Source organism: Nonomuraea cavernae (genome assembly GCF_040655715.1).
Taxonomy (GTDB): Bacteria; Actinomycetota; Actinomycetes; order Streptosporangiales; family Streptosporangiaceae; genus Nonomuraea; species Nonomuraea cavernae_A.
The window spans coordinates 68,723-83,643 of the sequence record NZ_JBFAKL010000012.1 but is presented as its reverse complement, the minus strand read 5'-3'; the positions used below and the strand labels follow the sequence as shown (position 1 = coordinate 83,643).

16 protein-coding genes are annotated in these 14,921 nt (G+C 70.1%); 13 read left to right on the top strand and 3 right to left on the bottom strand.

The genetic code is table 11. The features are described 5' to 3' along the window. Positions 1–35 precede the first annotated feature (35 nt). Positions 36–200: a hypothetical protein gene (locus tag AB0I38_RS19435; RefSeq protein ID WP_358469415.1), complete on the bottom strand. Its 165-nt coding sequence runs from the start codon at positions 198–200 to the stop codon at positions 36–38. Between the two features lie 259 nt (positions 201–459). On the opposite strand from AB0I38_RS19435, the gene AB0I38_RS19430 reads away from it, so the two are divergent. From AB0I38_RS19430 to AB0I38_RS19405, 6 genes are all read left to right on the top strand, one after another. Beyond that, positions 460–1,113, top strand: coding sequence for a response regulator transcription factor (locus AB0I38_RS19430; RefSeq protein ID WP_358469412.1), 654 nt, complete (start codon positions 460–462; stop codon positions 1,111–1,113). 41 nt (positions 1,114–1,154) lie between these two features. Continuing rightward, positions 1,155–2,411, top strand: coding sequence for a sensor histidine kinase (locus tag AB0I38_RS19425; protein ID WP_436838762.1), 1,257 nt, complete (start codon positions 1,155–1,157; stop codon positions 2,409–2,411). 286 nt (positions 2,412–2,697) lie between these two features. Then, entirely contained in the window at positions 2,698–2,997 is a 300-nt protein-coding gene (locus AB0I38_RS19420; protein WP_358469407.1) for a DUF4193 domain-containing protein, read from the top strand. 71 nt (positions 2,998–3,068) lie between these two features. Continuing rightward, entirely contained in the window at positions 3,069–3,890 is an 822-nt protein-coding gene (locus tag AB0I38_RS19415) for a hypothetical protein (RefSeq protein ID WP_358469404.1), read from the top strand. Positions 3,891–4,111: 221 nt separating this feature from the next. Further along, on the top strand, positions 4,112–4,339 hold the full coding sequence (locus AB0I38_RS19410; RefSeq protein WP_358469401.1) for a hypothetical protein: 228 nt from the start codon (positions 4,112–4,114) through the stop codon (positions 4,337–4,339). Next, on the top strand, positions 4,336–5,769 hold the full coding sequence (locus AB0I38_RS19405) for an alpha,alpha-trehalose-phosphate synthase (UDP-forming) (RefSeq protein WP_358469398.1): 1,434 nt from the start codon (positions 4,336–4,338) through the stop codon (positions 5,767–5,769). The genes AB0I38_RS19410 and AB0I38_RS19405 overlap by 4 nt, the downstream gene beginning before the upstream one ends. Here the strand turns inward: AB0I38_RS19405 and AB0I38_RS19400 are convergent. Continuing rightward, positions 5,702–5,986 (bottom strand): DUF4235 domain-containing protein, encoded by a 285-nt coding sequence (locus AB0I38_RS19400; RefSeq protein ID WP_358469395.1) that lies wholly within the window; start codon positions 5,984–5,986, stop codon positions 5,702–5,704. The two genes, AB0I38_RS19405 and AB0I38_RS19400, sit on opposite strands and share 68 nt — an antisense overlap. 78 nt (positions 5,987–6,064) lie before the next feature. On the opposite strand from AB0I38_RS19400, the gene valS reads away from it, so the two are divergent. Next, on the top strand, positions 6,065–8,647 hold the full coding sequence (valS, locus tag AB0I38_RS19395) for a valine--tRNA ligase (protein ID WP_358469392.1): 2,583 nt from the start codon (positions 6,065–6,067) through the stop codon (positions 8,645–8,647). A 7-nt stretch (positions 8,648–8,654) separates the two neighbouring features. Here the strand turns inward: valS and AB0I38_RS19390 are convergent, their stop codons facing one another. Further along, positions 8,655–10,835: a DUF6351 family protein gene (locus AB0I38_RS19390; RefSeq protein WP_358469389.1), complete on the bottom strand. Its 2,181-nt coding sequence runs from the start codon at positions 10,833–10,835 to the stop codon at positions 8,655–8,657. Between the two features lie 91 nt (positions 10,836–10,926). On the opposite strand from AB0I38_RS19390, the gene AB0I38_RS19385 reads away from it, so the two are divergent. Genes AB0I38_RS19385 through AB0I38_RS19360 form a run of 6 tightly spaced genes read left to right on the top strand, consistent with a single transcriptional unit; the run spans position 10,927 to position 14,868 of the window. Further along, a complete protein-coding gene (locus AB0I38_RS19385) occupies positions 10,927–12,090 on the top strand; it encodes an AI-2E family transporter (RefSeq protein WP_358469387.1) in 1,164 nt (387 codons plus the stop codon). A gap of 11 nt (positions 12,091–12,101) precedes the next feature. Further along, positions 12,102–12,656 (top strand): PaaI family thioesterase, encoded by a 555-nt coding sequence (locus AB0I38_RS19380; protein ID WP_358469385.1) that lies wholly within the window; start codon positions 12,102–12,104, stop codon positions 12,654–12,656. Between the two features lie 38 nt (positions 12,657–12,694). Beyond that, positions 12,695–13,126 carry a dUTP diphosphatase gene (dut, locus tag AB0I38_RS19375; protein ID WP_358469794.1) on the top strand — a complete coding sequence of 144 codons (432 nt, stop codon included), beginning with the start codon at positions 12,695–12,697 and terminating at the stop codon, positions 13,124–13,126. 58 nt (positions 13,127–13,184) lie between these two features. Then, a complete protein-coding gene (locus tag AB0I38_RS19370; RefSeq protein WP_358469382.1) occupies positions 13,185–13,778 on the top strand; it encodes a DUF3710 domain-containing protein in 594 nt (197 codons plus the stop codon). 27 nt (positions 13,779–13,805) lie between these two features. Continuing rightward, positions 13,806–14,192, top strand: a complete 387-nt coding sequence (locus AB0I38_RS19365) for an OB-fold nucleic acid binding domain-containing protein (RefSeq protein WP_358469379.1) — start codon at positions 13,806–13,808, stop codon at positions 14,190–14,192. A gap of 4 nt (positions 14,193–14,196) precedes the next feature. Continuing rightward, positions 14,197–14,868: a DUF3159 domain-containing protein gene (locus AB0I38_RS19360; RefSeq protein ID WP_358469376.1), complete on the top strand. Its 672-nt coding sequence runs from the start codon at positions 14,197–14,199 to the stop codon at positions 14,866–14,868. Positions 14,869–14,921: the final 53 nt, after the last annotated feature.

Genomic DNA, 14,921 nt, shown 5'->3' with positions numbered 1-14,921 from the left:
CCTTTCCCAGGGGCCCGGCCGCCGTCACGCGGGCATCAGCTCCGCAACGGGATGCCGTGATCGTCCGCCAGCCTGCGCAGATCCTCGATCTCCGCGGTGAAGGTGTCGGCGAGGTAGTCGTCACCGGCGCTGCGGGCCTCCCTGAGGCCCTTGTAAGCCTGGTCGAGGCGGCTTTCGATCGTGGTCGTGAACTCGCCCATCTCACCTGCTTTCTGAGGGGGTCCAGCTTTCTGAGGGGGTCCAGAAACGTCCTGGGCGACGGGTGTGACCCGGCCTGCGCACGCGAGGGTCGTTCGGCACACGGCGGCGGGTGTTTCGCAGGCATACCCAGCCCCCTCGTCATCCGAAACATGGAAATTCGCGGAGCCTTGTCCGAGGCAGGCGCCGACATGCCTTACCGTGCGCTTATCGAGGCTGAGGTCAGAATGTCGGTCAGGAATCGGAGAGAGGTGCACGGGCGTGCGGGTGCTGGTGGTTGAGGACGAGCGAGTGCTGGCCGACGCGATCGCGACCGGGTTGCGGCGCGAGGCCATGGCCGTCGACGTGGCCTATGACGGGGGCGGGGCGCTGGAGCGCACGTCCTACATCGATTACGACGTGATCGTCCTCGACCGTGACCTGCCGGTGGTGCACGGCGACGAGGTCTGCCGCCGCCTGGTGGAGCAGCGCTCGGCCTCGCGGATCCTGATGCTGACCGCCTCGGGCGACGTGGACGACAAGGTGGAGGGCCTCGGCCTGGGCGCCGACGACTACCTCGCCAAGCCGTTCGTCTTCATCGAGCTGGTCGCCCGGGTCCGGGCGCTCGGCCGCCGCTCGGCCCCGGCGCTGCCGCCCGTGCTGCAGCGCGGCGGGATCCGGCTCGACCCCGGCAAGCGGCTGGTCGAGCGCGACGGGCGGGAGGTCGTGCTGACCAAGAAGGAGTTCGCGGTCCTGGAGGAGCTGATGCGCGCCGAGGGCGCCGTGGTCAGCCAGGAGGACCTGCTGGACAAGGCATGGGACGAGAACATCGACCCGTTCACCAACGTGGTGCGCGTGACGATGATGACGTTGCGCAAGAAGCTGGGCGACCCTCAGGTGATCGAGACGGTGCCCGGGGTGGGATACAAGTTGTGAGCGAACGTCCAGAACGGCGCGAAGAGGTGCAGACGCACCCCATGATCAGCCCGTCGTCCGAGCGGAAGAGGCAGGCGCCGCCGCCGAGCGGACCCCCGGCCTGGGACGGCCCGCCGCCGCCCTCCTACGCGCCGGTCCAGCGGAGCGCGATGGACCGGGTCAGGGAGCTGCCCGGCCGGGTGAGCATCCGGTGGCGGCTCACCCTGACCTACAGCGCGCTGTTCTTCGTGGCCGCCGCCGTGCTGCTGTTCTCGATCTACGCGATCGTCGGCAGGGCGATCGACGACGCCTGGCTGCCCCTCGACCTCAGCGGCATGAACGCCATCGACGCGGCCATCATCGAGAACCGGTGGCGCCTGGCCCAGCAGCAGGCGGTGCAGACCGCCCGCGACGCCCTGCTGAGCAGTTCGTTCCTCGCCCTGCTGGGCGTCGGCCTGCTGGCGGTCATCCTCGGCTACTTCGTCGCCGACCGGGCGATGCGCCCGGTGGCGCAGATGAACGCCACGGCCAGGAAGCTGTCCGAGAGCAACCTGGCGCACCAGCGGATCGACCTCCAGGGCCCCAACGACGAGCTGAAGGAACTGGCCGACACCTTCGACGCCATGCTCACCCGGCTCAACGTCGCCTTCGACACCCAGCGGCGGTTCGTCGCCAACGCCTCGCACGAGCTGCGCACGCCGTTGACCATCAACCGGACGGTCCTGGAGATCGCCCTGTCCGACCCCGAGGCCTCGCAGGACCTCCAGGCCCTGGGCCGCACCCTGCTCGAGGTGAACGCCCGCAACGAGCGGCTGATCGAGGGGCTGCTGCTGCTCGCGAGGAGCGAGCGCGACCTGGCGGTGCGCAAACCCCTGGACGTCGAGGACGTCGCGCGCACCGCGGTCGAGCAGGTCATGCCGTTCGCCGTCGAACACGGGGTTTCGGTCGTCACCGATCTGGTCAGCGCGCCTACCGTGGGCGATCCGGTGCTCCTGGAGCGGTCCGTCAGTAACCTGCTGGAGAACGCGGTCAAGTACAACATTCCCGAAAACGGAAAAGTCTGGATCCAGACGGGAATGGCGGACGGTGCGTTGGTTGTTCAGGTGGCCAACACCGGACAGCACGTTCCGGCGTACGAGGTCAACAGCCTGTTCGAGCCCTTCAGGAGGCTCCACGCCGACCGGGTGGAATCCGCGAAGGGAGCGGGTTTGGGGCTGTCCATCGTGCGAGCGGTGGTCCAGGCTCATGGGGGAAATGTGACCGCTGTGCCACGCGACGGCGGCGGACTTGTCGTGACCATTCGGCTTCCACGCCGCTGATCCGGCGTGTTGGTCGAGTGGGGGCGTCTCGTTCTCGCCGCACATGTGGTTGGATGTGCCGTCGAACACGGTGGTGCGTGACGCCAAGGCTGTGGGTTTCGCCATATTTGGCTAACCATTGCCATCGGCGGCAGGCCCTGACGTGTTGGGAGGTTCGATGGCCGTTCTCCTGGGGTACCGATGCACAATCTCCCCGCCGGGATCGGGCACAAGATGGGCGTCCCGGACGTTAGAAGACGCGCGATGAGCGTGAAGACATATAGATGAGGGGGATGGAGTTAGCACGATGGCTACCGACTACGACAGCCCACGCAAGACGGACGACGATCTCAGTGAGGACAGCCTGCAGGAACTGCAGGCCCGGCGCACCGACAAGTCGTCCGGCAGCATCGACATCGACGAGACGGATCTCGCCGAGTCGCTCGAGCTGCCCGGCGCGGACCTGTCGAACGAAGAGCTCAGCCTGCGGGTCATCCCGCGCCAGGCTGACGAGTTCACCTGCGCGCGATGCTTCCTCGTGCACCACCGCAGCCAGTTGGCGTCCGAGAGGAACGGTCAGCAGGTCTGCCGGGAGTGCGCTGCCTGACGCCGTGGCTCAGGGCAAGCGGCGATGCCGATCGGCCCTGAGCGGTCGCCACCACCGGACGGAGGCTTCGCGTGGCCGTACCCGATAAGGACAAGCAACCGGGCAAGGAGGAGGCCGACCTCGACAGGGAGGTCGGCGAGCTCGTGGGCAGGCTCACCGAGCCCGGTGAGCTGGAGCCGGCCGAGCGGCGTAAGCTGCTCGGCCGCCTAGCCCAGTCCCTTTCGGCCGCCTCCAGGAGGGCCAAGGAGAGCGGCACCGGACGAGGCCGATGGCTGGCCGACATCTTCCTCAACATCGCGCCGCGCATCCCCATCCGGGACCTGCGCACCCTGTCCGAGCACCACCACGGCCTGACCGGCGAGCAGCTCGCCGACGACCTGGTCCGCACCGCCCAGAAGGCCACCATGACGGTCGGCGCCATCGGTGGCGCGCTCGCGGCGGCCCAGTTCGCCGCGCCCCCTCTTCTCCTTTCCGCTCCCGCTCAGCTCGTCGCAGAGACGATCGTGGTCGCCGCCATCGAGGTCAAGCTCCTCGCGGAGCTGCACGAGGTCTACGGCGTACGCGTCGAGGGCACCGGCGCCCAGCGCGCGGTCGCCTTCACCGCTGCCTGGTCCAAGCAGCGCGGCGTCGACCCGCTGGCCCCCGCCTCCGTCTCGCTCGCGCTCGGCGCGGCCACCAAGACCGCGCTGCGCAACCGCCTCATGCGCACCCTGGGCCGCCACCTGACCACGCTCGGCCCGTTCCTGACCGGCGCCGTCGCCGGCGGCGCGCTCAACCGGCTGGCGACCAAGAAGCTCGGCCAGGCCATCCGCGAAGACCTGCGGATCAAGCTGCCGGCGGCTCCCGAGCGCGGCCGGTTAGAGCCTCCTGAACGGGGCCGATCAGGCTCCTAGCCCGCCGACGAGCAATGTTCTGCTCTGCTTCGAGGTGCCGGCCCCCGTGGTCGCCCGTGAGTGGCTGGCCCGGCTTCGCGGTGAGCGGTCGCTGCTCGCCCTCCTACGTGGTGGCCGGTGCCGGTGCTGGGCTGCCGGACGGGAGCTTGCGAGATCAGTTTTGTGACGGTTTCCTACTACTTGTGGGCGGAATGAGCGATTAGCGTTTGTTTGCCCAGGTCTTGGGCAAAGTCACTAGGGCGCCGCTCGCCGTCCGCGAGCTCGCGACGATGGATGGCACCGGTGGCCTGGCCGACGAACTCGGCGTCAGGCCGGACGAAGCGTGGCTGATCAGGCCCGACGCTCACATCGCCGCGATCATTCCCCATGCGGGGCCGGAGCCGGTGGCGGCCGCCGTGCACCGCGCCTCGCGGTGCACGCTGGACAGAGTCGTAGGAGGACTTGAGTGAGTGGCCGTAGCTCGTTTCTGATCGTTGCCAACCGCTTGCCGGTGGATCGGACGGTCGAGCCGGACGGAACGGCCTCATGGCGCAGGAGCCCGGGCGGGCTCGTGACCGCCATCGCTCCGGTGATGCAGCGCCGTCACGGCGCCTGGCTGGGCTGGCACGGCGCCGCCGACGAGAAACTGGACCCGTTCGAGCAGGACGGCATGAACCTCATCTCGGTGCCGCTGTCGACCGAGGAGGTGGAGCTCTACTACGAGGGGTTCTCCAACGCCACGCTCTGGCCGCTCTACCACGACGTGGTCGCGCCGCCCGTCTTCGAGCGGGACATGTGGGACGCCTACCGCCTCGTCAACCAGCGTTTCGCCAACGCCGCGGCCGAGGTGGCCGACAAGGGGGCGGTCGTCTGGGTGCAGGACTATCAGCTGCAGCTCGTGCCCGCCATGCTCCGCAAGCTCCGGCCCGACCTGCGCATCGGCTTCTTCCTGCACATCCCGTTCCCGCCGGTCGAGCTGTTCTGGCGGCTGCCGTGGCGCAAGGAGCTGGTCGAGGGACTGCTCGGGGCCGACCTGGTGGGGTTCCAGCTGTCCGGCGGCGCCTCCAACTTCCGCCGGCTGTGCCGCAGGCTGCTCGGCCTGCCGTACAAGGGGAACGAGATCTTCCTCGACGACCGGGTCGTCACCACACAGGCCTTCCCGATCTCCGTCGACTTCGGTGAGCTCGACACCATGGTGCGCGACCCGGCGGTCATCACCCGCGCCAAGGAGATCAGGTCGGAGCTCGGCGACCCCGCCCACCTGCTGCTCGGCGTCGACCGGCTCGACTACACCAAGGGCATCGGGCAGCGGCTGGAGGCGTTCGGCGAGCTGCTCAAGGACGGCAGCCTGGCGCCCAACGAGGCGGTGTTCGTGCAGATCGCGACGCCCAGCCGGGAGCGGGTGGAGGAGTATCGCCGGCTCCGTGACGACATCGAGCTGCAGGTCGGCCGGATCAACGGCGAGCACGCGATGCTCGGGCTGCAGCCGATCCAGTATTTCCACCAGTCGTACGGCCGCAGGGAGCTGGCCGCGCTCTACCTGGCGGCCGACGTGATGGTCGTGACCCCGCTGCGCGACGGGATGAACCTGGTCGCCAAGGAGTACATCTCCTGCCGCCACGCGATGGACGGGGCACTCGTGCTCAGTGAGTTCGCCGGGGCTGCCGATGAGCTGCGGCAGTCGTATCTGGTCAACCCGTATGACATCGAGGACGTCAAGCGCCAGCTCCTGGCGGCGATGCGGGCCACGCCGCACGAGCTGACCCGGCGCATGCGCACGATGCGGCGCCGGGTCACCACCTACGACGTGGACCGCTGGGCCAACGAGTTTCTCAATGCCCTGGAGTCACCTGTTTCACAGTCCGCCACGCTTCATACCGCTTCTTGGCGGTCCGGTTGACCACGATCTGCGCCACGGACATGCCGACGCCCATCACGACGGCGTAACCGATCGCCTCGCCCAGGCTGACCTCGGGTGAGTCGGTGTCGATGGGTGGCTCCTTGCCGGTCGTCTTCACCCAGGCGAACCCGAGGAGCTTCCGGGCCGCCCACGCGGTCGCCAGACCGACCAGTCCGCCAATGACCCGCCAGGCCAGATCCGGCTTGTCCTCTGCCATGCGGCGTCTCCTTCCCCTAGATAACGAACCCTAGTCTGCAACGCGTTCGTGGTCCGCGAAGCCGTACCATAAGGAGGCATGACTCAACAGCGACCACGCCATGCGTCCATGCCCGAGAAACCCACTCTCGATGGCTTGGAGCAGGTATGGGTAGGCCGCTGGGAGAGCGAGGGCACCTACCGGTTCGACCGGTCCAGGGCGCGCGAGGAGATCTACTCGATCGACACCCCGCCCCCCACCGTCTCCGGCTCCCTCCACGTGGGTCATGTCTTCTCCTTCACCCACACCGACATCATGGCCCGCCACCAGCGGATGCTGGGCAAGTCGGTGTTCTACCCGATCGGCTGGGACGACAACGGCCTGCCCACCGAGCGGCGCGTGCAGAATGTCTACGGCGTGCGCTGCGATCCCTCGCTGCCCTACGACCCCGAGTTCGTACCGCCAGACAAGCCCGGCAAACGTGAGATCTCCATCTCGCGGCGCAACTTCGTGGAGCTGTGCCACAAGCTGACGGCCATCGACGAGCAGGCGTTCGAGGCCGTGTGGCGGCGGGTCGGCCTGTCGGTCGACTGGTCGCTGCTCTACACCACGATCAGCGACGACTCCCGCCGGGTGTCGCAGCGGGCGTTCCTGCGCAACCTCGGCCGTGGAGAGGCCTACCTGGCCGAGGCGCCGACGCTCTGGGACGTCACCTACCGCACCGCCGTCGCCCAGGCCGAGCTGGAGGACCGCGAGTGGCCGGGGGCGTTCCACCGGATCTCCTTCTACGGCCAGAACGGCCCGGTCTGGATCGAGACCACCCGCCCCGAGCTGATCCCGGCCTGCGTGGCCCTGGTCGCCCACCCCGACGACGAGCGCTACCGGCCGCTGTTCGGCACCTCGGTGCTCACGCCGCTGTTCGGCGTCGAGGTGCCCGTCCTGCCCCACCACCTGGCCGAGCCGGACAAGGGCTCGGGCATCGCCATGATCTGTACGTTCGGCGACGTCACCGACGTGACCTGGTGGCGCGAGCTCGACCTGGAGACCCGCCCGATCATCGGCTGGGACGGCCGGCTGCTGCCCGAGCCGCCGGCGGGCGTCGACGCGGAGCCGTACAAAGAGCTGGCGGGCAAGACCGTCCACAGCGCCCGCGAACGGATCGTCGAGCTCCTGCGCGAGTCCGGCGACCTCGACGGCGAGCCGCGGCCGGTCCAGCGCACGGTGAAGTTCTACGAGCGCGGCGACAAGCCGCTGGAGATCGTCACCACCCGGCAGTGGTACATCCGCAACGGCGGGCGCGACGCGGAGCTGCGCGAGCGGCTGCTGGAGCGGGGCCGCGAGCTGAGCTGGCACCCGCCGCACATGCGGGTGAGATACGACAACTGGGTCGGCGGGCTGGCGGGCGACTGGCTGATCTCCCGGCAGCGGTTCTTCGGCGTGCCCTTCCCGGTGTGGTACCCCCTCGACGAGACCGGCCGGCCCGTCTACGACCGGCCGATCACGCCGCCCGAGGAGCTGCTGCCGATCGACCCGTCCTCCGACACGCCACCCGGCTACGCGGAGCACCAGCGGGGCGTGCCCGGCGGGTTCATGGCCGATCCCGACGTGATGGACACCTGGGCCACCTCGTCGCTGACCCCGCAGATCGCGGGCCGCTGGGAGACCGACGACGACCTGTTCCGGCGGGTCTTCCCGGCCGACCTGCGCCCGCAGTCCCACGAGATCATCCGGACCTGGCTGTTCTCCACCGTGGTCAGGTCGCACCTGGAGTTCGGCGACGCCCCGTGGAGCGACGTCGCGATCTCGGGCTGGATCCTCGACCCCGACCGCAAGAAGATGTCCAAGTCCAAGGGCAACGTGGTCACCCCGATGGACCTGCTGGAGCGGCACGGGTCCGACGCGGTCCGCTACTGGGCCGCCAACGGCCGCTACGGCATCGACACCGCCTTCGACGCCGGTCAGCTCAAGATCGGGCGGCGGCTGGCGATCAAGATCCTCAACGCCTCCAAGTTCGTGCTCGGCCTGGGCGAGGGCTCGGGCGAGGGCTTGGGCGAGGGCTTGGGTGAAGGCTCGGGCGGGGGCTCGGGTGAGGGCGGTGGCGGTGGCGAGGTCACCGAGCCGCTCGACCTGTCGATGCTGGCCGCCCTGGCCGACGTGGTCCGCGAGGCGACCGAGGCGTTCGCCGGCTACGAGCACACGCGGGCGCTGGAGGCCGTCGAGCGGTTCTTCTGGTCGTTCTGCGACGACTACCTGGAGCTGGTCAAGGCCCGGGCCTACGAGTCCGGCGCCGGGGCGGCCTCGGCCCGCACCGCGCTGCGCCGGGCGCTCGATGTGCAGTTGCGGCTGTTCGCGCCGTTCCTGCCGTTCGTCACCGAGGAGGTCTGGTCGTGGTGGCGTGAGGGCAGCGTGCACCGCGCCGCCTGGCCGGCGGCCGAGCGCGGCGGTGGCGACCCGGCCGTGCTGACGGTCGTCTCCGAGGTGCTCGGGCGGGTCCGCAAGGCCAAGTCGGAGGCCAAGCTGTCGATGCGGGCCGAGGTCTCGTGCCTGACCGTCATCGGCCCCGAGATCGGGCTCGTCCGCCTCGCCCAGGACGACCTGTGCGGCGCGGGCAACGTCGAGGAGTTCGTCCTCCTCGACGGGCCCGAGTTCGCCGTCCAGGTGTCGCTGGCCGAGGGCCAGTAGCCGAGGGTCAGTAGTCGCACACCCCCGTCGGGAAGATCGCCTCCAGGCGGCTCCGCTCGGCGGGGGTGGGCCGCCAGCCGCCGTAGAGCCCGCGCGCGATGGCGCGGGCCACCGGCTGCAGCCGGCACGTGTAGATGCCGCCCTCGATGGGCCCGCCCGCGACGATGCGCGAGGTCGAGTAGAGCGGGAACCTCTCCGTGCAGGCGCCGGCGGCGCGCCGGTTCAGGATGCCGTCCCAGACGCGCGGGCCGGCCGCGATCTGGCTGCCGTCGGTGGCGAAGCAGCGGTCCACCGCGTCAGCGGGCCGGTTGCCCGCCACCCCGCGCCGCGGGTGCTCCCGGATGTTCGCCAGCCACGCGTCGATCACCCGCAGCGCCTCGGGCGCCTGGTCGAACCGGGGGCCGTCGGGGCGGGCGTCGGTGAACCAGATGACCTGGTTGGCGGCGTCGCCGTCGTGGTTCAGCATCCGCTTGCGCGAGGCGAACGACTGGTGCGAGTTGTGCATGTCGAGCTCGTCCTCCAGGTAGTGGCGCCAGTCGATGACCGGGATGTCGATGTCGCCGCGGAAGACCAGCCCGCTGCGCTCGACGTTCCTGATCGCCACCGGGTCCCCGGCGCGACGCGGCGCCGGGTCGCCCAGGCGCATGTTGCGCGAGCTCCACGGGTCGAACTCGGCCGGGCAGAGCGAGGGCGTGAACGGGCAGCCCTCCTGGACCATGTCCCGAGCCTCCTTCCACGAGCCCGCCCTGGCGTTGAGGTCGAGGAACTCAGCGGCCGTGATGGTGCCGTCGGCCAGCGCCTTCAGCCCGTACTGCACGCCGACGTTGCCCCAGGTGGAGCGGGCGTAGCCGTCGGAGCCGAGGCCGTAGACCGTGCGCAGGTCGTCCCAGTGCGTCCACTGGACCGTGTCCTTCACGCCAGGCGGATCCATCTGCTGCCACTCGGGGGAGTTGTCGGGGGTCCACAGCGGGTTCATGGTCAGCGGGGTGAGCCCGCGCCAGCCCTCCACGCACTCGTCGGACCCGGCCTTGCCGGTGTAGGGGTTGGCCACGGTGTCGCTGGCGTTCATCCCGATGAGCGCGGTGCGCGAGTCCCAGTTCGCCCAGCGCGGGTTGTGGTCCATGTAGCGTTCGAGCAACTCGCAGTCGCCCACGTGGATGGTCTGGGTGACCATGTCCGGATACGAATACTGCGGGATGGCCGCGTCGATCACCCGGTCGCCGTGGTTCTGGCCGTAGATGTACTGCTGGATCGCGCCGCCGGAGCCGCCCAGGCCGACCGTGTAGAGGGGCGGGCCGTACCGCTCGATGAACCTCTCCTTCACCATGAGCGCCGTCTCGCCGCCCAGGATCAGGTTGTAGTGGGTCGAGGTGCGGGTGCCCGACGAGTGCAGGATCGCGTAGCCCTTGCCCAGCCCGTACGGGTCGAGCGCGCCGCCGCCCAGCGTGCCCTGGTCGTGGCCGATCGCCACGCCGCCGTCGAAGCGGTAGATCGCCCGGCCGTTCCAGCCGCCCTCGATCATCGCGATCGAGTAGAGGAACCGGTTGATCACGCCGCGCTCGCGCGTCACCACGAAGTCCACCACGCGCCCGTCGAGCAGCGTGGTGGTCGTCATGTCGGCCGGACGCTCGGCGGGCATCGGCTTGAAGGCGCCGTCGGCCGCCCGGTAGATCCGGTCGGTCACGGCCGGCGCGAAGCAGTCCCTGCTCCAGCCGCCCGGCACGCGCATGCCCTGCCCGTCCTGGTTGTCGGCCACCGGCCGGCCGAGCCCGGTGCGCTCGGTCTTGCACACGAACGGGTACTGGTGCGGCCCCGAGAAGATCGGTCCCGCGATCGGGTGGTCACGCACCCTCAGCGTCTCGCGGTGCGGCCCGGCCACGGCGCTGATCGTGTTGTCGCCGGTCCGCAGCCCGGTCACCAGGCCGGTGAGCGAGCGCCCTCCCGGATCGGCCCGGAACACCGGGGTGACGTCCTCTCCGTTGCGCAGCACCCGCACCGGGCCGCCGCGGGCCGTTCGCACCCTGACCAGGGCGTCACCGCCGCTCACCTGGTCGGCGCGACTGGAGAGCACCTCCAGCGCGAGCCCGCCGCCAGAGGCGGACCCGGCCGCCGCGGCGGCCGGTGGAGCCGAGAGGACGGTGAGGAACGGGGTCAGAAGCACGCTGACGAGCGTGACCACAGCCTTCATGGGCACGACGGTGACACGGCTCGGTGACCTTGCCCAGGCCCGATCTTTTAACCATGCGCATCCCGGCCCGGGACGTGCCAGTCTGGAGGGCGTGACCACCGACCGCCCCACCTCGCTCGTGCCACCCGTGCTGGCAAAGATGGCCACCTGGGCGGCGTGCCTGATCCTCGTCGGCGTGGTCGTCTACTTCTTCGCCCTCGGCATCGGGCGGCTCAGTTTCGTCGCGCTGCCCGTGGCCGTCGCCCTGCTGCTGACCGCGCTGCTGTTCCCGCTGACCAACAGTCTGCGCAAGGCCGGGATGCGGCCCATCTACGCCACCTGGATCACCATGCTGGTCGCCCTCACCGTGTTGGTGGGCACCGGGTGGCTGGTCGGCGCGCGGGCCACCGAGGAGTTCCCCAACCTGGTCCAGCAGGTCCAGGCGACCGCCCGTGACGTCCAGAACTGGCTGATCACCGGCCCGCTGCACCTCCAGCAGGCGCAGATCACCGGCTATGTCGACGAAGTCGCCAACATGGTCAACACCCAGCGCACCGCCATCACCGGCACCGTGCTGAGCGCCGGGGCCGTCGCCTTCGAGGTGCTCGCGTCCATCGTGCTGCTGCTGTTCGTCACGTTCTTCCTGCTCAAGGACGGCGACCGGATCTGGTCGTGGTTCCTGCGCGGGTTCGGCGCGATGTCGCCGCGGGTCGACCGGGCCGGCCGGGCCGCGTGGACCACGCTCTCCCACTACGTGCAGGGCACCGTCGCCGTGGCCGCCGTGCACGGCGTCATCATGGGCATCGTGCTGGCCGGCATGGGAGTGCCGCTCTGGGCGCCGCTGGCCGTGCTGATCTTCTTCGCCAGCTTCATCCCGATCGTCGGCATCTTCTTCGCCGGCACCATCGCCACGCTCGTCACGCTCGGCGCCAACGGGCCCGTCTACGCGCTGGTGTTCGTCGGCATCCTGGTCGTCGAGCAGCAGCTCGAGAACCACGTGCTGCAGCCGCTCATCGTGGGCCGGGCGCTCAACTTCCACCCGCTGGCCATCATCCTCGTGCTGGCCGTCGGGGGCATCCTCGGCGGCATCGCCGGCGCGGCCGTGGCCGTGCCGGTCGCGGCGGTGATCTACCGGGCGCTGCCCGAGCTGCGGCACGCCCCGCCGGCCCTGCCTCCGGGGGAGTCCGCCGAGCCGGAGCCCGGCCCCGAGCCCGACCGGCCGCCCGCGCTGCCCGTCCTACCAGGTAGGGACCCGCGTCCAGCCGACACCGAGTAACCTCGTCATCCGTGACTCGTTCTCCCGTGACCACCCCGCCCTCGGGCACCGAACCTCCGAAGCCGCATCCCGACGCACCGGCGCCGGGCAGCGCGCTCGGCAGCCACTACAGCGGCTGCTTCGGCTGTGGCGTCGACCACCCGACCGGCCTGCACATCTCGGCGTTCACGCCCGACGGGGTCAGCGTCGAGGCGGAGTTCCTGGTGGGGGAGCCCCACCAGGGGGCGCCGATGCTCGCGCACGGCGGGGTGCTGGCCTCGGCGATGGACGAGGTCATCGGGATGTCCGTGTGGCTGTTCCGCAAGCCCTACGTCACCGGCCGCCTGGAGACCGACTTCCTTCTCCCCGTTCCCGTCGGCACGACACTCCACCTGCGTGCCTGGTGCAACGGCATCTCGGGCCGGAAGGCGTACCTTGAGGCTGAGGGGCGCATCGGCGCCCCCGACGGCCCGGTCGCCGTCCGGGCGGCGGCGCTCTTCATCGAGGTCGAGATGGAGCACTTCGCCCGCCACGGCGACGCCGAGGCCATCACCGCCGAGCACCACGACTTCGAGGTGAATCCTTGACCGGCAGCCCGTTCGTTGACACGCCCGCCGAGGGCACGATGGAGGTCCTCCTCCACCGGCTCGACTCCGAGCTGCCCGTGCCCTCCTACGCCCATCCGGGCGACGCGGGCGCCGACCTCTACTCGGCCGAGGACGTCGAGTTGTCGCCGGGTGAGCGGGCCGTGGTCGGCACGGGGATCGCGATCGCGCTGCCCGAGGGCTACGCCGCGTTCGTGCACCCGCGCTCGGGTCTGGCGGCCCGGCACGGCGTCACCATGGTCAACGCTCCCGGCACCGTCGACGCGGGCTACCGGGGCGAGATCAAGGTGACGCTGATCAACACCGATGCCAAGGAGCCGTTCCGCCTTCGCCGCGGTGACCGCGTCGCGCAGCTCGTGCTGCAGCGCGTGGAGCGGGCCGCCTTCCGCGAGGTGGGAGACCTGCCCCGCTCGGCGCGCGGCGCCGGCGGTTTCGGTTCAACAGGACGTTAATCCAGGGAGTGTGAGACCAGTGTTCCGACGTCGCCGTCGTGAGCAGCCGGACCCAGTCGTGGCGGAGACCTCCGCCCCCATGCGCGCCTCCGGCCCGTGGGACGCCGACGAGCCCCACCCCGACCATGACCGCATCGATCTCGGCGGCCTCCGGCTGCCGCACAACCCCGACTTCGACGTACGGCTGGCCTCGGTGGGAGACCAGCACATCGGCGTCGTCGTGCTCTACGAGGACAGCTCGCTCCAACTGCAGGCGCTGGCCGCGCCCCGGTCCATGAGCCTGTGGGACGAGGTCAAGACCAAGATCCTGCAGCAGGCTCCGTCGCTGGAGGAGGGGCAGGGCCCGTTCGGCGTCGAGCTGTCCGGTGAGATCACCTCCGAGGGCGCCACGCGCCCGGCTCGCTACCTCGGCATCGACGGCCCGCGCTGGTTCCTGCTCGCCGTGATCTACGGCAAGGCCGCCATGGACGAGGAGGTCGCCGCGCCGTTCATCGCCTTCGTCAGGGATGTCGTCGTCGTGCGCGGCGCCGAGCCGATGGCCCGCGAGGAGCCGATCACCCTGCGCAGGCCCAGCGACCAGACGGCCGAGCCGGGCGAGGAGCCCAGCCTCAACCCGTTCAAACGCGGGCCCGAGATCAGCGAGATTCGCTGACCGTCCCATCGCATAGGCTGAGTCATCATGAGTACGGCACCGCCCCCCAAACGCGGGGGCCTGCGCGGGTTCTTCAGCCGCCTGGCCTCGCCTCAATCCGAGATCGAGGCCCAGGAGCTGCGCAAAGACGCCGAGCAGACCGGCGCGACACCGATCGCCTCGTGTGGCGGCCGCCGCCGGTTCTGCGTGGCCGGTACGCTACGTACCGTCACCTTGCGTCCACGGGGCGGAGCCCCGGCTCTGGAGGCCGAGCTCTACGACGGGTCGGACGTGATCGACCTGGTCTGGCTCGGCCGTCGTAAGATCGCGGGGATCGAGCCCGGCCGCATCGTCAAGGCCGAGGGCCTGGTCAGCGTGCAGGACGGGCGCAAAGTGATGTTCAATCCGCGATACGAACTGCGCCCAGGGAGTTGATCAGGTGAGTGCCGAGGCGGAAGACGTCGCCCACGACACTGTGGAGGCCGCGGTTCGAGCCCAGCTCGGCAAGGCGTTCGGCGGTGTGCGCGGCATCATCGAGGCCGCGGTGCCCACGGTCGCGTTCACGGTGGCCTGGATCAGCACCGAAGACCTGAAGCTGTCGCTCATCATCAGCATCGCGCTGTCGGTGCTCCTGCTCGTGGTCAGGCTGGTGCAGCGGTCGACGCCGCAGTTCGTGGTCAACAGCCTGATCGGCATCGCGATTGGCGCGTTCTTCGCCAGCCGCACCGGTGACGCCAAGGACTATTTCCTGCCGGGCATCCTCTACAACGGCGCCTACTCGATCGCCATGCTCGTCTCGATCGTGACCCGCTGGCCGCTCGTCGGGTTCCTGATCGGCTCGGTCACCGGTGATCCCACCGGGTGGCACAAGGATCCGGGCATCGTCCGGCTGTGCACCAAGCTGACCTGGCTGCTCATGCTCCCGTGCGTGGTGCGGGTGGCGGTGCAGCTGCCGGTCTACCTGTTCGGCGGCGGTGACGAGGCCGTGGCCGCGCTGGGCCTGGCCAAGATCGCGATGGGCTGGCCGCTGCAGGTCGCGGCGCTGGCCGCCATGGTCTGGCTGCTCGGCAGGGGCCGCACCCCGATCAAACCGCCCGTCGCCTCGGCCTGACCCCCGGCGCGGGGTCAGTGCCGGGGGAACGGGGGGTCAGTGCTGGGAGAGCA